Source organism: Stenotrophomonas sp. ATCM1_4 (assembly GCF_004348115.1).
Classification (GTDB): Bacteria; Pseudomonadota; Gammaproteobacteria; order Xanthomonadales; family Xanthomonadaceae; genus Stenotrophomonas; species Stenotrophomonas capsici.
This window is the reverse complement of sequence record NZ_QPFB01000001.1, coordinates 3,417,774-3,434,207: the sequence shown is the minus strand read 5'-3', so window position 1 is coordinate 3,434,207 and position 16,434 is coordinate 3,417,774. Positions and strand designations below refer to the sequence as shown.

The 16,434-nt window shown below is 68.7% G+C and carries 12 protein-coding genes; 9 read left to right on the top strand and 3 right to left on the bottom strand.

Annotated elements, in window-relative coordinates; all coding sequences use genetic code 11:
- The first annotated feature begins 68 nt into the window (after window positions 1–68).
- From ATCM_RS15725 to ATCM_RS15705, 5 genes are all read left to right on the top strand, one after another.
- Complete coding sequence (locus ATCM_RS15725) at window positions 69–350, top strand: hypothetical protein (protein WP_132865421.1); 282 nt, start codon at window positions 69–71, stop codon at window positions 348–350.
- A gap of 59 nt (window positions 351–409) precedes the next feature.
- Window positions 410–1,111 (top strand): alpha/beta hydrolase, encoded by a 702-nt coding sequence (locus ATCM_RS15720; RefSeq protein WP_132865420.1) that lies wholly within the window; start codon window positions 410–412, stop codon window positions 1,109–1,111.
- A gap of 87 nt (window positions 1,112–1,198) precedes the next feature.
- Complete coding sequence (locus tag ATCM_RS15715) at window positions 1,199–1,624, top strand: DUF2946 family protein (protein ID WP_132865419.1); 426 nt, start codon at window positions 1,199–1,201, stop codon at window positions 1,622–1,624.
- Window positions 1,625–1,753: 129 nt separating this feature from the next.
- Entirely contained in the window at window positions 1,754–3,757 is a 2,004-nt protein-coding gene (locus ATCM_RS15710) for a TonB-dependent copper receptor (RefSeq protein WP_243694106.1), read from the top strand.
- Between the two features lie 82 nt (window positions 3,758–3,839).
- Window positions 3,840–4,280, top strand: a complete 441-nt coding sequence (locus tag ATCM_RS15705; protein WP_165931199.1) for a BLUF domain-containing protein — start codon at window positions 3,840–3,842, stop codon at window positions 4,278–4,280.
- A gap of 142 nt (window positions 4,281–4,422) precedes the next feature.
- Here the strand turns inward: ATCM_RS15705 and ATCM_RS15700 are convergent, their stop codons facing one another.
- The 3 genes from ATCM_RS15700 to ATCM_RS15690 form a co-directional block, all read right to left on the bottom strand.
- A complete protein-coding gene (locus ATCM_RS15700; protein ID WP_132865416.1) occupies window positions 4,423–5,160 on the bottom strand; it encodes a phosphoadenylyl-sulfate reductase in 738 nt (245 codons plus the stop codon).
- A complete protein-coding gene (gene cysI / locus ATCM_RS15695; RefSeq protein WP_132865415.1) occupies window positions 5,157–6,863 on the bottom strand; it encodes an assimilatory sulfite reductase (NADPH) hemoprotein subunit in 1,707 nt (568 codons plus the stop codon). The genes ATCM_RS15700 and cysI overlap by 4 nt, the downstream gene beginning before the upstream one ends.
- Window positions 6,864–6,941: 78 nt before the next feature.
- Window positions 6,942–8,780 carry an assimilatory sulfite reductase (NADPH) flavoprotein subunit gene (locus ATCM_RS15690; protein ID WP_132865414.1) on the bottom strand — a complete coding sequence of 613 codons (1,839 nt, stop codon included), beginning with the start codon at window positions 8,778–8,780 and terminating at the stop codon, window positions 6,942–6,944.
- Between the two features lie 197 nt (window positions 8,781–8,977).
- Here ATCM_RS15690 and cysD point away from each other — a divergent pair, with 197 nt between their 5' ends.
- The 4 genes from cysD to ATCM_RS15665 all read left to right on the top strand — a co-directional run bounded on the left by cysD (window position 8,978) and on the right by ATCM_RS15665 (window position 16,319).
- A complete protein-coding gene (gene cysD, locus ATCM_RS15685; protein ID WP_132865413.1) occupies window positions 8,978–9,889 on the top strand; it encodes a sulfate adenylyltransferase subunit CysD in 912 nt (303 codons plus the stop codon).
- Complete coding sequence (gene cysN, locus ATCM_RS15680; RefSeq protein ID WP_132865412.1) at window positions 9,889–11,772, top strand: sulfate adenylyltransferase subunit CysN; 1,884 nt, start codon at window positions 9,889–9,891, stop codon at window positions 11,770–11,772. The genes cysD and cysN overlap by 1 nt, the downstream gene beginning before the upstream one ends.
- 339 nt (window positions 11,773–12,111) lie before the next feature.
- Window positions 12,112–13,197, top strand: a complete 1,086-nt coding sequence (locus tag ATCM_RS15670; RefSeq protein ID WP_132865410.1) for an efflux RND transporter periplasmic adaptor subunit — start codon at window positions 12,112–12,114, stop codon at window positions 13,195–13,197.
- Window positions 13,194–16,319, top strand: a complete 3,126-nt coding sequence (locus ATCM_RS15665) for an efflux RND transporter permease subunit (protein WP_132865409.1) — start codon at window positions 13,194–13,196, stop codon at window positions 16,317–16,319. Before ATCM_RS15670 ends, ATCM_RS15665 begins: the two co-directional genes overlap by 4 nt.
- Window positions 16,320–16,434: the final 115 nt, after the last annotated feature.

Genomic DNA, 16,434 nt, shown 5'->3' with positions numbered 1-16,434 from the left:
GGCTTATCTGGAACCATTGCCGGAGAAGTGATGCAGTGCTTCCCCTTTCAGCAAGGAGCCGAACCCACATGGACGAGAACGAACCCCTCATGGTGAACTGCGGCCCGCATGGGCAGCGGGTGTCGGCGGTGGTCTGCCAGCACATGCTGCGGGCCGAAGGGGCACCCACCGGCTTCATCGAGAACAGCAGCGACCCCAACAACCTGCAGGCCTGGTGCCATCGCTGCGAGGAAAAGTTCCAGCAGGAACGCGGCCTGACCGAGGCCTTCGCCGCATTCAACGACATGGCCATCGTCTGCGACCTCTGCTACGGCGCCCTCAAGGTGCGGCATGCGATCGCGGTGAACTGATCGGCGTCCCCGGCACCTGCGTGCAGCGTATCCTCATCGAAACTCCCGTAGAGATGCGCGTGACCCGGCTTGTGATCCTTCCCGGCCTGGACGGTACGGGAACCCTGCACGAGGACTTCATCGCAGCGCTGGGCACCACCTTTGCCACGGTGCAGGTGATGGCCTATCCCGCCGACGCCGTGTTGGATTACCCATCACTGGAACGGCGGGTCCGTGCGGCTTTGCCCGACCAAGCGCCCTTCGTGTTGCTGGGGGAATCCTTCTCCGGCCCGTTGGCGATCGCCATCGCCGCCGATCCGCCCGCCAACCTGCGCGGGTTGGTCCTGTCGACCACGTTCGCGCGTGCGCCGGTGCCGTTGTCGCGGCTGTTGGCCCCGATCACCCGTGTTGCACCGGTGCACGGCGTGCCATTGGCGGTACTGCGCTGGTGGTTGCTGGGACGCTGGAGTTCGCCTGCGCTGGACCGTGCGTTGCGGCGGGCATTGCGGCAGGTCAGCCCGCAGGTCCTGCGCCATCGTGCCGGGCTGGCGATGCGGGTGGATGTGGTCGGGCTGCTGCATCGCATCCCGGTGCCGGTGGTCTACCTGCGGGCGAGCGGTGACCGCCTGCTCGCCGCGGGCGCAGGGCGGTTGATCACACGCAACGTGGCGGATTGCACCTGCCTGGACATGCAAGGGCCGCACCTGCTGCTGCAGGCGGCGGCACCGGCCTGTGCGGCGGCGGTGAAAGCACAAGCCATGCGGCTGGGCTGGGTGCGGTGAGGCCGGTGCAGGTGGCGCTCGTGCGGCAAACGGTCGCACCTGCGCTGAACCGGTAACCCTGGCCTGCGCCGATAGAATGCCCGGGTCATGCGCACGGCCCGTTTTCAAACCCTGCTGCTGTATCTGGCCCTGGCCGCCACGCTGTTGATGGCATTGGCGCCGGTGGTCAGTCGCTGGGTGCAGGCCGGGCACGTCCAGCACACCCATGCGATGGCCATGCCGGGGGCGCACGCTGGCCATGCGGCGATGACCGATGCAGCGCATGCACATCACCTGGCCGGGCATGCGCCGCCCGCAGCGCCGGCCAAGGCGCCGCCCGATCCGCATGCCGCGCACGGCGAGGCGTGCGACTACTGCACCATGGCCTCGCGGTTGCTGCCATGGTTGGCGGTGCTGCTGGTACTGGCCCCGTTGTTATACCGGCTTGCGCCGGCCTCACCACGCAGCATCCAACTGCCGCCCAGCCTGCGCTGGCCCGCGCACCCGGTGCGTGGCCCGCCGCTGTTCTCCTGAACGACATCCCCTCATTCCTTCGTCGCGCGCTGTCATCGGGCAGGGCGCGGCTGTGTCGTATTGGAGAACTGCATGATTTCCCTTTCCCGTATGCCGGGTGCACCGGCGTGCCTGTCTGCCTGCATCTGCATGGCGCTGTTTTCACCGCCGGGATACGCCCAGGCGCGTGACCCGGCCAAGACCCTGGATACGCTGGTGGTCACCGCCGCCGCGCCGTCCTCGCCGCTGCAATGGGTGACCGACCCGCGCCTGCCGCGGCAACCGGTGCCGGCCAGTGACGGTGCCGACTACCTCAAGACCGTTCCGGGCTTTTCGGCGATCCGCAATGGCGGCACCAATGGCGACCCGGTGCTGCGCGGCATGGGCGGCTCGCGGCTGAACATCCTCAGCAACGACGGCAACCTGATCGGCGCGTGTCCCTCGCGCATGGACAACCCGCTGTCCTACATCGCCCCGGAAACCTACGACCGGCTGACCGTGATCAAGGGCCCGCAGAGCGTGCGCTGGGGGGCCGGGGCTTCGGCCGGCACGGTGCGCTTCGAGCGTGAAACCCCCCGCTTCGATGCGCCGGGCATGGCGTTGAAGGCCAGCGCGCTGGGCGGCTCCAACAACCGCAATGACCAGATGCTTGACGCCACTTTTGGCAGCACGCCGGGCTATGTGCGCGTCAACGGCAACCGCTCCGAATCGGACGACTACCGCGACGGCAACGGCGCGGTGGTGCCGTCGCGCTGGCGCAAGTGGAATGCCGATGCCGCCATCGGCTGGACGCCCGATGCCGACACCGTGGTCGAACTCAGTGCCGGCACCGGCGATGCGATCGCCCGCTATGCCGGGCGCGGCATGGATGGCGCCGGCTTCAAGCGCGACAGTTACGGGCTACGTTTCGAGAAGGACAACCTGCCCGGCGCCTGGGACAAGCTGCAGGCCAACCTGTACTACAACAACGCCGATCACCTGATGGACAACTACACGCTGCGCACGCCGAACCCGCACAGCAGCATGCCGATGCCGATGGCCTCCAACGTCGAACGGCGCACCACCGGTGGCCGGGTCAGCAGCGAGTGGCGTTGGCAGGACGTGGCCATCGTTGCCGGCGTGGATGCGCAGGACAGCCGCCATCGCAGCCGCAACGGCATGGGCCGCGGCACCTGGCGGCAGGCGGCGTGGACGCGCGATGCGGACTTCGGCAACCAGGGCGTGTTCACCGAGTTGACCTTTGGCGAAGGTACCGCGCAGCGCTGGGTCAGCGGGCTGCGCGTGGACACGGCGCAGGTCAAGGACCGCCGGGCCACGACCGGCATGATGAACATGCCCAACCCGACCGCCGGCCAACGCCGTGACGAAACCCTGGGCAGTGGCTTCCTGCGCTACGAGCGCGACCATGGCCAGGCCTGGACCTGGTATGCCGGCGTGGGCCGCAGCGAACGCATGCCCGACTACTGGGAGCTGTTCTCCGCCAACAGCGGGCCGACGGACAGCCCCAATGCCTTCAGCGGCGTGCAGCCGGAGAAGACCACCCAGCTGGATCTGGGCCTGCAGTTCCGCAGCGAACGCCTGGATGCCTGGGTGTCGGCCTATGCCGGGCGCCTGCAGGACTACATCCTGTTTGCCTACCGCAGCGGCGGCATGATGGGTAGCACCACGCAGGCCTCCAATGTCGAGGCGCGGATCGCCGGCGGTGAAGCGGGGCTGGAGTGGCGACCCGCGCCGGGCTGGAAACTGGGCGGCACGCTGGCCTACGCGTGGGGCGAGAACCGCAGCGAAGACCGGCCGTTGCCGCAGATCCCGCCGCTGGAGGCACGCCTGAACGCGTCCTACGAGCATGACCGCTGGTCGGTCGGTGGCCTGTTGCGGGGCGTGCACCGGCAGAACCGGGTGGCCACCGACGAAGGCAACGTGATCGCGCGCGACCTTGGGCCGACGGCCGGGTTTGCCACGCTTTCGCTCAACGCCGCGTATCGCATCAGCGACCACCTGCGCGCCAGCGTCGGCGTGGACAACGTGTTCGACCGCGCCTACGCCGAGCACCTGAACCTGGCCGGCAGTGCCGATTTCGGCTTCCCGGCCGACCCGGTGCGGATCAACGAGCCGGGCCGTACCGCGTGGCTGAAGCTGGACTACCGGTACTGAGGACGGCGCCCCCGCCACCGCTCGCGGTGGTGGGGGCGCTATGGCATGCTCGGCAGGCATTGGCTCGGAGCTTTCCACGGACATGACGTATCGCGCGGTGGCATATGCAAGTACCGCTGTTGCCGGGCTGACGCCGGCCGACATCGACCATCTGCTGGTGGATGCGCGGGCGCACAACCAACTGGCCGGTGTGACCGGCGTGCTGCTGTACGACGGGCAGCAGTTCTTCCAGTACTTCGAAGGCAGCCAGGAGGGCGTGGCCCGTGTCTACGAGCGCATCATGGCATCGACCATGCACGTGAACGTGCGCGTGCTGCACGATGGGCACGTCGACCAGTTGTACTTCAGCCAGTGGCACATGGGCAGCAGCCATGCCGAGGGCAGCGTGCTGCAGAAGTTGAGCAACCAGCAGTGGCTGCGTGAAGCGGAGCTGCTGCAGGAGGACGTCGCCGAAGCCGGGCAGGGCACTCCCGCGTTGCGTGAGCTGCTCTCGTTCTGGGAACAGGTGCAGGCCGAGGGCTGAAGCCCCCGCCCTGGCCTTTCCCTCTGCCGCGCGGAAGGGAGGGCAACGCAGGCGGCAGCGGCCTCGGCCGCCAAGCCCGTGCCGCGTTGACCACCACCGCCTTGACGGGTGCCGCGCCACGCTGGGCGCATCGCGACGCGGATCAGATTTCCTCGTGCAATCCGCACTCACGCTTCAAGCCGAAGAAGCGGGTGTCCTCCTCGCGCATGCCCGGTTCCCAGCGGCGGGTGGTGTGGAAGTCGCCGATCGACACGTACCCCTGTTCCCACAGCGGGTGGTAGGGCAGGTCGTGCTGCTTGAGGTACTTCCACACGTCGCGGTCGCTCCAGTCGGCGATCGGGTTGACCTTGTAGCGCTCGCCCCGCCGCTGCAGCACCGGGGTGCCGGCGCGGCTGGCCGACTGGCTGCGGCGCAGGCCGGTGAACCAGGTGCCGACCTGCAGGTCGTCGAGCGCGCGCTTCATCGGCTCGACCTTGCGCAGGTTGTTGTACTGCTCGATGCCGACCACGCCCTGTTCCCACAGGCGGCCATGGCGGGCTTCCATCCAGGCGCGGCTGACCAGCGGGCGGTAGACCTTGAGGTTGAGCTTGAGCCGGTCGGTCAGCTCGTCGGCGAAGCGGTAGGTTTCCGGGAACAGGTAGCCGGTGTCGATCAGAATCACCGGTACGTCCGGCTGCTGGCTGCTGAGCAGGTGCAGCGTCACCGCCGACTGCGCGCCGAAGCTGGACGACAGCACGTGCGTGCCGGGGGCATGCTGCAGCGCCCAGCGCACGCGCGAGACGGCGTCCAGGGCCTCCAGCTCGGCGTTGAGCGGGCCCAGGTCATCCGGCAACGGCGGGGTGACGATGGCATCGTTCGAGGATCGGGGCAGGGCGCTCATGCGTGCAGTTCCACGGGAATCTGGCGGTGGGTGGGGTAGGTCGGCAGGTCGACGATGCCGGCGCGGTGCAGGAAGTCGCCGAAGCCCTCGTCCGCCGTGCGCTCGCCGGCGTAGCGGGCGAACAACGGCTCCAGCGCGGACAGGATGTCCGGCTCGGTGATGTTCTCGCGGTACAGGGTGTTCAGCCGTTGGCCGCGATGGTCGGCGCCGAGCATCAGGTTGTAGCGGCCCGGTGCCTTGCCGACCAGGGCGATCTCGCCCAGGTACGGGCGCGAGCAGCCATTCGGGCAGCCGGAGATGCGCAGCAGGATCGGTGCTTCGGCCAGGCCGTGCTGTTCCAGCAGCGGCTGCAGCTTGGCGCTGAAGTCGGGCAGGTAGCGCTCGGCCTCGGCCATGGCCAGCCCGCAGGTGGGCAGGGCGACGCAGGCCATGGCGGCGCGTGCCAGCGCGGTGGGGGCCTGGTTGCCGGCATCCAGCCCGGCGCTGCGCACCAGCGCATCGATCTGCGCGCGCTGTGCGGCGGGGACGCCGGCGATGACCAGGTTCTGGTTGCCGGTCATGCGGAACTCGCCGGCGTGGAGGCGCGCGATCTCACGCAGCGCGGTCAGGTGCGGCGCGCCGGGCAGGTCGGCGATGCGGCCGGCCGGCAGCGACAGGGTCAGGTGCCAGCGGCCATCCCCGCCCTCGTTCCAGCCATAGCGGTCGCCGTTGTGCGTGAACGGCAGCGAGCGGCGCGGCTGGAAGGCGATGCCGGCGCGGCGCTGGATCTCGGCGATCACGGTGTCCAGGCCGTGGTCGTCGATGGTGTACTTGAAGCGGGCGCGCTTGCGCAGGTCGCGGTTGCCGAGGTCGCGTTGGGTGGTGACCACCGCGGTGGCGACGTCGAGCAGGGCGTCGCGCGGGATGAAGCCTGCGATGTTGGCCAGGCGCGGGTAGGTCTCGGCGTCGCCGTGGGTCGCCCCCATGCCGCCGCCGATGCTGACGTCGTAGCCGAGCAGCGTGCCGGCATCGTCGAGCACGCCGATGAACCCCAGGTCGTTGGCGAACACATCCACGTCGTTGACCGGTGGCAGGGCGAAGCCGATCTTGAACTTGCGCGGCAGGTACCGTTCGCCGTAGATCGGCTCCTCCTCGCTGCCGCTGCCCGCCACGCGTTCCTCGTCCAGCCAGATCTCGTAGTAGGCACGGGTGTTGGGCAGCAGGTGTTCGGACGTGCGCGCGGCATCGGCGTACAGGGTGGCGTGCGCGCTGGACAGCAGCGGGTTGGCGGCGACCAGCACGTTGCGGTTGACGTCACCGCAGGCGGCCAGGGTGTCGATCAACGCCGCGTTGATGGCCTGCATGGTGGCCTTGAGCTCGCGCTTGATCACGCCATGGAACTGGAACGCCTGGCGTGTGGTGATGCGCAGCGAGTGATTGCCGAAGCGGGTGGCGATGGCGTCGAGCTTGAGCCATTGCGCCGGAGTGATCACCCCGCCCGGGGTGCGGGTGCGGATCATGAACTGATAGGCCGGCTCCAGCTTCTGGCGGCGGCGCTCGTCGCGCACGTCACGGTCGTCCTGCTGGTAGCTGCCGTGGTACTTGATCAGGGTCTGGTCGTCCTCGCACAAGGCGCCGGTGACCGGGTCGGCCAGGCTTTCCAGTAGGGAGCCGCGCAGGCGGTTGCTTTTGGCCTTGATCGATTCGACGGAATGGGTGCTCATCTTCTTTCGCTATGCCAGTAACAGGTGGGAGCGCCTTCGGGCGCGATATCCATATCGCCGCGGGCCGCGGCTCAACCGTCAGTACACATCCCGGCCATAACGCCCCTCCGTGTGCAGCTGCGTGAGGTACTCACGCGCCGCGTCCTCGTCCAGCCCGCCGTGTTCGCGGACCACGTCCAGCAGCGCGGCGTGCACGTCCTTGCCCATGCCGATCGCACCGCACACGTACAGGTGCGCGCCGTTCTGCAGCCAGTCGTAGAGGTCGCGGCCGCGCGTGCGCAGGCGCTGCTGCACGTAGACCTTGTCGGCCTGGTCGCGTGAGAAGGCCAGGTCCAGCCGCTGCAGTTCCTTGCGGCGCAGCGCGTCCTGCCACTCGGTCTGGTACAGGAAGTCGGTATTGAAGTGCCGTGCACCGAAGAACAGCCAGTTGCGGCCGCCGGCGCCGACCTCGGCGCGCTCCTGCACGAAGGCACGGAATGGCGCCACTCCGGTACCCGGGCCGATCATGATGATGTCGCGGCTGCCGTCGGCCGGGACGCGGAAGCGTTCATTGGCCTCGACGAAGACCGGTACCTGCGCGCCTTCCTCCAGTGCGGCCAGAAAGCTGCTGGCCGCGCCCACGTGCGCCGAGCCATGGGCGTCGTAGCGCAGTTCGTCGACGGTGAGATGCACTTCCTCGCCCACCCGCTTGCGGCTGGAGGCGATCGAGTACAGGCGATGCGTTGCCGGGCGCAGGGTGCCGACCAGTGCCTCGGCGCTCCAGTCCGCCGGCCAGCGACGCAGCACGTCGACCAGTTGGTGGTCGTCGAACACGCGCGCCAGTTCGGCCTTGTGCTCGGGTTCGAGCAGCCGCCCCAGCTCCGGGTGCGCATTGCGCTCGGCCACGGTGGCCAGCAGCGGACGCGAGATGCGGGTCAGCTCGCGGTGTTCGGCCAGCCATTGCGACAGCGGACGGGCCTGGCCGTCAAGGGCCACGGCCGTGTCGCCGTCCAGGCCGGTGGCGGCCAGCACGTCCTGGACCAGCGCCTGCGGATTGCGGTGGACGATGCCCAGCGCGTCGCCGGGCTCGTAGTGCAGGCCGCTGCCTTCCAGCGACAGTTCGACGTGATGCACGCGCTTGTCGGCGCTGCCGTAGCGAGCATAGGCCGGCCCCTTGAAATCACGGCCGCTGATGACCTGGCGCGCCAGCAGCTCGGCGCTGAACGGGTGTTGTGCGTTGTAGGCGCTGGCATGGCGCAGCGGGGTAACGTTGCTCGGTGCCGGGCTGAGGGCTTCACCGAGGGTGGTGCGGGCATCGGCCAGGGCCTGGACACGCCAGGGCCTGGCCACCGCGTCGATGTCCAGGTCGGCTTCACCGGCCGGCTGCAGGCGTTGGGCGCCGAGTTCGGCCAGGCGGTTGTCCAGCTTGCGGGCGATGCCGCAGAACTCGGCGTAGCTGGAGTCGCCCAGGCCCAGGACCGCGTACTTGAGTTCGGGCAGCCTGGGCGCGCGCTTGCCGGCGATGAATTCGACCAGGCCGATCGCATCGTCCGGCGGGTCGCCTTCGCCCTGCGTGCTGATGACGACGTAGAGCAGGCGCTCGTTGGCCAGTTCGCGGGTGGGGTAGGCGTCGGCGCGCAGCAGGCGCACCGGCAGGCCGGCGGCCTCGACCTCGGCCGCCAGTTGCTCGGCGGCGCGGCGCGCATTGCCGGTCTGGCTGCCATAGACCACCGTCAGGCGTGCCGGCGCCGGTTGGGCGGCGGGTTGTCCGCCGGGGATCACCGCCAGCGGCGGCGGCGGGTGGCCCTGGGCCAGCCCGGCGGCGAAGCCGGACAGCCACCACAGGCTGTTGCCATCCAGCCCCTCCACCAGTCGCGTCAGCAGGACCCTGCGGTCTTCGGGCAAGGGGCTGGGAGGCACGATGGCGGCGGCGGTCATGTCCAGTCCGGTCTGATAAGGGATGACCGATGCTAGGTAAATGTTTCGTTCAGCAGAAAGGAGCAGGGGTTATCGCGTGATGCCCTGTGTTTATTTAGTCGTGTGCGTGTCTGAACCGATACTGGTCATCCAATCCTGGGTCGACCCAGGTATTGTTGTGCCCTGAATCAGGCTCCGCCTTCGTAAAACCTTCTCAGATGACCGCCAACAGATCCCTGTCCCACCTCGATCGGCTGGAAGCCGAGAGCATCCACATCCTGCGGGAAGTCGCCGCGGCCTTCGACAACCCGGTGCTGCTGTACTCGGTGGGCAAGGACAGCTCGGTGCTGCTGCACCTGCTGATGAAGGCGTTCGCGCCCGGCGTGCCGCCGATCCCGCTGCTGCACGTGGACACCCGCTGGAAGTTCCGCGAGATGATCGCCTTCCGCGACCGGCGCGTGGCCGAGACCGGTACCGAGCTGCGGGTGCATATCAATCCCGACGGCATCGCACAGGACATCGGACCGGTGACGCACGGGCCCGGCGTGCATACCGATGTGATGAAGACCCAGGGCCTGAAGCAGGCGCTGGACAAGTGGAAGTTCGACGCGGCCATCGGCGGCGCCCGCCGCGACGAGGAGAAGTCGCGTGCCAAGGAGCGCGTGTTCTCCTTCCGCAACGACCGCCACCGCTGGGACCCGAAGAACCAGCGCCCGGAGTTGTGGAACCTGTACAACGCCCGCATCCACCCGGGCGAGAGCGTGCGCGTGTTCCCGCTGTCGAACTGGACCGAGCTGGACATCTGGCTCTACATCTACCGCGAGAACATCCCGGTGGTGCCGTTGTACCTGGCTGCCGAACGACCGGTGGTCGAGCGCGACGGCAGCCTGATCATGGTCGACGACGACCGCCTGCCATTGCAGCCGGGTGAAGTGCCACAGCTGCGCAAGGTGCGTTTCCGCACGCTGGGCTGCTATCCGCTGACTGGTGCGATCGAGTCGGAAGCGGACACGCTGGAAAAGATCATCGCCGAGATGCTGGTGTCCACCAGCTCCGAACGACAAGGGCGCCTGATCGACCACGACCAGTCTGCCTCGATGGAGAAGAAGAAGCTGGAGGGCTATTTCTGATGAGCACGGTCACCACTTCTTCCGATATCTCCACGTACCTGCAACAGCACGAATCCAAGCCGCTGCTGCGCTTCATCACCTGCGGCAGCGTCGACGACGGCAAGAGCACGCTGATCGGTCGCCTGCTGTACGAAAGCAAGCGCCTGTTCGATGACCAGCTGGTCGCGCTGGAAGCCGACAGCCGGCGCCATGGCACGCAGGGCGAGCGCATCGATTACGCGCTACTGCTCGATGGCCTGGCCGCCGAGCGCGAGCAGGGCATCACCATCGACGTGGCCTACCGCTACTTCGATACCGACGCCCGGAAGTACATCGTCGCCGACTGCCCGGGGCATGAGCAGTACACGCGCAACATGGCCACCGGTGCGTCCACCGCCGACGTGGCGGTGGTGCTGGTGGATGCGCGCAAGGGCCTGCTGGCGCAGACCCGCCGGCACAGCTACATCATCTCGCTGCTCGGCATCGCCCATGTGGTGCTGGCGGTCAACAAGATGGACCTGGTGGACTACGACGCGGACGTGTTCGCGCGCATCGTCCAGGACTACCAGGCACTGGCCGCGCAGCTGGGCATCGCCCACGTGCAGGCCATCCCGCTGTCGGCGCTGGAAGGGCAGAACCTGTCCGTGCGTTCGGCGCTGACGCCGTGGTACGACGGCCCCAACCTGCTGGAGCACCTGGACACGCTCGTGCTGGAAGACCGTGATGCCGCCAGTGGGCTGCGCCTGCCGGTGCAGTGGGTCAACCGGCCAAATCAGGATTTCCGCGGCTTTGCCGGCACCGTGGCCGCCGGGCAGGTACGTGCGGGCGACGCGGTGGTGGTGTTGCCATCGGCGCGCCGCTCCACGGTCCGGCAGGTGCTTGGCCCGGACGGTCCGCTCGACGTCGCCACGGCCGGGCAGGCGGTGACGCTGACGTTGACCGACGAGGTGGATGTCAGTCGTGGCGACGTGATCGCCGCCGCCGACGATCCGCCGGAGGTGGCCGACCAGTTCGCCGCCCACGTGCTGTGGATGGATGATGCCGCGTTGCTGCCGGGTCGCCCGTACTGGCTGCAGATCGGCAGCCGCACCGTGGCCGCCAGCATCAGCGAGATCAAGCACCGCGTGGACGTGAACACGCAGGAGCACCTGGCCGCCAAGCGGCTGGAGCTCAACGAGGTGGGCTTCTGCAACCTGTCGCTGGATGAGCCGGTGGCTTTCGCGGCCTACGCGCAGAACCGCGCGCTGGGCGGCTTCATCCTGATCGATCGGCAGAGCAATGCGACCGTGGCCGCCGGTACGCTGGACTTCGCGCTGCGCCGCGCCGGCAACGTGCACTGGCAGCACCTGGACGTGGACAAGGCCGCGCGGGCCCGCATCAAGGGCCAGCAGCCCAAGGTGCTGTGGTTCACCGGCCTGTCCGGGGCCGGCAAGTCCACCGTCGCCAACCAGGTGGAGAAGCGCCTGCACGCGCAGGGCCGGCATACCTTCCTGCTCGATGGCGACAACGTCCGCCACGGGCTCAACCGCGACCTGGGCTTCACCGACGAGGACCGCGTGGAGAACATCCGCCGGGTGGCCGAGGTGGCGCGGCTGATGGCCGATGCCGGGCTGGTGGTGCTGGTCAGCTTCATCTCCCCGTTCCGGGCCGAGCGGCAGATGGCGCGCGAGCGTTTCGAGCCGGGCGAGTTCATCGAGGTGTTCGTCGACGTGCCGCTGGAAGTGGCCGAAGCACGTGACGTGAAGGGCCTGTACCGCAAGGCGCGTGCCGGGCAGATCCCCAACTTCACCGGCATCGATTCGCCCTATGAAGCGCCGGTGGCGCCGGAGCTGCATCTGCGGGCGGACCGTGAGAGCGTGCCGGCCATGGTCGAGCAGGTGTTGAAGGCGCTGGAGCAGGGATGAGGCAGCGGCTCAACAGGGCGCGGGCGGGCAGATAGGGCTGCCTGCCGTGCCTTCTCCCATTCATGGGGAAACCGGCCGAAGGGCGAAGGAGGGCGGGTGCCCGTTGGCCTTTCGGGGGAAGGTGAAAGGCCGCCCTCATCCGGTGCTGCGCACCCCCTTCTCCCGTGGACGGGAGAAGGGAACAGCAACAGCAACAGCAACAGCAACAGCAACAGCAACAGCAACAGCCAAAGCCAAAGCCAAAGCCAAAGCCAAAGCCCCCGTTCCCCCCCTAACGGCACATATCACCGTAACCGGCGGCCGCTAGACTGCTGGATCGTGTAAATGACGGGATTGTGTATGTTGCGGCGTTCTGCCTTCACCGTGGCTGGGGCCACTGTCCTGGCACTGGCCCTGGCCGGTTGTAACCGCAAGGGCGCTGAAACGCCACGCCAGGCCGGCGACGCCGTGCCGGTCACCCTCCAGGTGGTGCAGCCTTCGGCCTGGAATGACACGCTGCAGGCCATCGGCACCGCCAAGGCGCGCGAGTCGATCATCGTCACCGCCAAGGTCAGCGAGATCATCGACACGGTGCATTTCGAAAGCGGCCAGCAGGTGACGACCGGTACCCCGCTGGTCACCCTGCGCGGCGATGCCCAGCAGGCAGCGCTGGCCCAGGCCCAGGCGACCTTCGCCGAGGCCGACCGGCTGTACCTGCGCCAGCGTGAGCTGGCCGCCCAGCAGCTGGTCGCGCATTCCACCCTGGACACCCAGAAGTCCATCCGTGACGCCGCCGAGGCGCGCGTGCGGCAGATGCGCGCGGACATCACCGACCGCCAGGTACGGGCGCCATTCGCCGGGGTACTGGGCATCCGCCAGGTCAGCCCGGGCTCGCTGGTCACCCCGACCACCGCCATCGCCACGCTGGATGACATCTCGCGCGTGCACGTCGATTTCCAGGTGCCGGAGGCCGAACTGGCGTCGCTCCAGCCGGGCGACAAGGTCACCGGCAGCAGCGTCGCCTACCCGGGGCGCAGCTTCGATGGAGAGGTGAGCACCGTCGATGCGCGCGTTGACCCGGGCAGCCGCGCGGTCACCGTGCGCGCCGATTTCGTCAACGCCGACCACGCGCTGCGGCCGGGCATGCTGCTGGACGTGCGGGTGTTCCGCCCGGAGCGGCAGGCGCTGGTCATTCCCGAGATCGCGGTGGTGCAGGTCGGACGGGATTCGTTCGTGTACCGGGTCAAGGACGATGCCAGCGTCGAGCGGGTTGACGTACGCACCGGCACCCGCCGCGCCGGCGTGGTCGAGATCACCGAGGGCCTGAAGGCCGGCGAGCGCATCGTCGTCGATGGCACCGGCAAGCTGCGCCCAGGCATCCGGGTGGAAGATGCCCGGCCGGCCAAGGCGGCGCCGGCCGCGGCCACCGGGGCGAAGGCCGGATGAAGCTTTCCGATCTTTCGATCAAGCGGCCGGTGCTGGCCGTGGTGATGAGCCTGCTGCTGGTGGTGCTGGGCGTGATGTCGTTCAACCGCCTGACCCTGCGCGAGCTGCCGGCCATCGACCCGCCCATCGTGTCGGTGTCGGTGGACTACACCGGCGCCTCGGCGGCGGTGATCGAAAGCCGTGTCACCCAGGTGCTGGAAGACGCGCTGGCCGGCATCGAGGGCATCGATACGATCAACGCACGCAGCACCAACGGGCGTGCCTCGGTCAGCATCGAGTTCACCGCCAACCGCGACATCGAGGCCGCCGCCAACGACGTGCGCGACGCGGTCAGCCGGGTTGCCGACCGCATGCCGGAAGAAGCACGCCCGCCGGAGATCGCCAAGGTCGAGAGCGATGCCGACCCGATCATCTGGTTCAACATGGCCTCCTCGGCGATGGATACGCTGGAGCTCAGCGACTACGCCGAGCGCTACGTGGTGGACCGCTTCTCCAGCATCGACGGCGTGGCACAGGTGCGTATCGGTGGCCGCCAGCGCTACGCGATGCGGATCTGGCTGGACCGCGACCAGTTGGCCGCGCGCGGGCTGACCGTCAACGAGGTGGAAACCGCGCTGCGCAACGAGAACGTCGAGCTGCCGGCCGGCCGCATCGAGTCGGCCGACCGCGACTTCACCCTGCGCGTGGAGCGCAGCTATGTCGCGCCGGCCGATTTCGCCAGCATCCCGCTGGGCAAGGGCAACGATGGCTACGTGGTGCGCCTGGGCGACGTGGCCAAGGTCGAGCTGGCCTCGTCCGAGCGCCGCGCGTACTACCGCAGCAATGGCGAGCCGGGCATCGGCCTGGGCATCGTCAAGACCTCCACCGCCAACGCGCTGGACGTGGCCCGCGCCACCCGCGCCGAGGCCGAGCGCATCGCCCAGACCCTGCCCAAGGGCACCCAGATCTTCGTCGCCTTCGACAACACCACCTTCATCGAGGCGGCGGTCGAGCGCGTGTACTGGACGCTGGTCGAGGCGATGCTGCTGGTGCTGGCGGTGATCTGGCTGTTCCTGGGCAGCCTGCGCGCGGCGCTGATTCCCGCGGTGACCGTGCCGGTCTGCCTGGTGGCGGCGTTCATCGCGTTGTTCGCGTTCGGCTTCTCGATCAACCTGTTCACCCTGCTGGCGCTGGTGCTGTGCATCGGCCTGGTGGTCGATGACGCCATCGTGGTGGTGGAGAACGTGCAGCGCCGCATCGACCTGGGCGAGCCGCCGCTGGTGGCCGCGCGGCGTGGCACCGCGCAGGTGGCGTTCGCGGTGATCGCCACCACCGCGGTGCTGGTGGCGGTGTTCCTGCCGGTGGGCTTCCTGGAAGGCAACACCGGCCGCCTGTTCCGCGAACTGGCGGTGGCGCTGGCCGCGGCGGTGGCGTTGTCGGCCTTCGTCGCGCTGACGCTGACGCCGATGATGGCCTCCAAGCTGCTCAAGCCGCACAGCGAGCAGAAGCCCGGCCGCATCAACCGCTTCGTCAACCGCGAGCTGGAGCGCGTCTCGGCCGCGTATGGCCGGGTGCTGGATCGCCACGTGCAGCGCACCTGGATCTTCGGCGTGGTGATGCTGGCCGCGCTGGGTGCCAGCTGGGGCCTGTTCAAACTGTTGCCCTCGGAGCTGGCGCCGGCCGAGGACCGCGGCTCGTTCCAGATCATGATCGACGGCCCGGAAGGCGCCGGCTACGACTACACCGTCGGCCAGGTGCAGCAGGTGGAGCAGATCGTCTCGCGCTTTGTCGGCCCGGAAGAACCCATCGTGCGCGCCAACCCGCGCGTGCCCGGCGGCTGGGGTAACAGCGAGGAAATGCACACAGGCCGCATCAGCGTGTTCCTGCAGCCGTGGCGCGACCGCCACGAGGCCACCAGCGACGTGGCCAATGACCTGCAGAAGGAACTCAACGGCCTGAGCGGCGTGCGCGTGCGCACGATGGTCGGCGGCGGCCTGGTGCGTAGCATGGGCCAGCCGTTCCAGATCGTGCTTGGCGGCCCGGAGTACGCGGAGATCGCGCAGTGGCGTGACCGCCTGCTGGCGCGCATGGCCGATTACCCCGGGCTGGTCGGTGCCGACTCCGACTACAAGGAAACCCGCCCGCAGATGCGCGTGAACATCGACCGCCAGCGCGCGGCCGACCTGGGCATCTCGGTCACCGCCATCGGCCGCGCGCTGGAAACCATGATGGGCTCGCGCCGCGTCACCACGTTCGTGGACAACGGCGAGGAGTACGACGTGCTGGTGCAGGCCGGCCGCGAGGGACGTACCTCGCCGGCGGACCTGTCGGCCATCCAGGTGCGGGCACGCTCCGGCGAACTGGTGCCGCTGTCCAACCTGGTCACGCTCAGCGAAGTGGCCGAGGCCGGCAGCCTCAACCGCTTCAACCGCCTGCGCGCGATCACCATCAGCGCCAACGTCGCCCCGGGCCACACGCTGGGCGAGACCATCGCCTGGGTACAGGACGTGGCGCGCGAGGAACTGCCGGAGTACGCGCAGATCGACTGGAAGGGCGAGTCGCGCGAGTACCAGAGCACCGGCAGTGCGGTGCTGCTGACCTTCGGCATGGCCTTGCTGGTGGTGTACCTGGTGCTGGCCGCGCAGTTCGAGAGCTTCATCCACCCGCTGGTGATCATGCTGACCGTGCCGCTGGGCGTGCTCGGCGCGTTCCTGGGCCTGTACATCAGCGGCGGCACGCTCAACCTGTTCAGCCAGATCGGCATCGTGATGCTGGTGGGACTGGCGGCCAAGAACGGCATCCTGATCGTGGAGTTCGCCAACCAGCTGCGCGACGAGGGACGCAACGTGCACCAGGCCATCGTCGAATCGTCGGTGGTGCGCCTGCGCCCGATCCTGATGACCTCCATCGCCACCGTGGTCGGTGCCATCCCGCTGGTGCTCGCCGGCGGGCCGGGCTCGGCCAGCCGCGCCACCATCGGCATCGTGGTCATCTTCGGTGTCACCGTGTCCACGTTCCTGTCGCTGTTCGTGGTGCCGGCGTTCTACGCGCTGCTGGCCCCGTACACGCAGTCGCCGGAGACCGTGGCCAACGAGCTGGAACGGCAGGAGCGCCAGACCCCGCCGGTGGGCGGGCATGCCTGAGCCGAGCGGTGTCAGGCATGAATGGGGCGGTGTCCGCACCGCCCGATGATGATCCGGGCCGCGGCGGCGAGGGGGCTGCCGCAGCCTGGGGGATGTTCAAGCAGGGATGCGCCGA

What these genes read in the sequence shown, in the direction of transcription:
- ATCM_RS15705 (WP_165931199.1), top strand. Translation starts at nt 3,840, where the DNA reads ATGACGTATCGCGCGGTGGCATATGCAAGTACCGCTGTTGCCGGGCTG.
- ATCM_RS15700 (WP_132865416.1), bottom strand. Translation starts at nt 5,160, where the DNA reads ATGAGCGCCCTGCCCCGATCCTCGAACGATGCCATCGTCACCCCGCCG.
- ATCM_RS15715 (WP_132865419.1), top strand. Translation starts at nt 1,199, where the DNA reads ATGCGCACGGCCCGTTTTCAAACCCTGCTGCTGTATCTGGCCCTGGCC.
- ATCM_RS15710 (WP_243694106.1), top strand. Translation starts at nt 1,754, where the DNA reads ATGGCGCTGTTTTCACCGCCGGGATACGCCCAGGCGCGTGACCCGGCC.
- ATCM_RS15670 (WP_132865410.1), top strand. Translation starts at nt 12,112, where the DNA reads ATGTTGCGGCGTTCTGCCTTCACCGTGGCTGGGGCCACTGTCCTGGCA.
- cysN (WP_132865412.1), top strand. Translation starts at nt 9,889, where the DNA reads ATGAGCACGGTCACCACTTCTTCCGATATCTCCACGTACCTGCAACAG.
- cysI (WP_132865415.1), bottom strand. Translation starts at nt 6,863, where the DNA reads ATGAGCACCCATTCCGTCGAATCGATCAAGGCCAAAAGCAACCGCCTG.
- ATCM_RS15665 (WP_132865409.1), top strand. Translation starts at nt 13,194, where the DNA reads ATGAAGCTTTCCGATCTTTCGATCAAGCGGCCGGTGCTGGCCGTGGTG.
- ATCM_RS15690 (WP_132865414.1), bottom strand. Translation starts at nt 8,780, where the DNA reads ATGACCGCCGCCGCCATCGTGCCTCCCAGCCCCTTGCCCGAAGACCGC.
- cysD (WP_132865413.1), top strand. Translation starts at nt 8,978, where the DNA reads ATGACCGCCAACAGATCCCTGTCCCACCTCGATCGGCTGGAAGCCGAG.
- ATCM_RS15725 (WP_132865421.1), top strand. Translation starts at nt 69, where the DNA reads ATGGACGAGAACGAACCCCTCATGGTGAACTGCGGCCCGCATGGGCAG.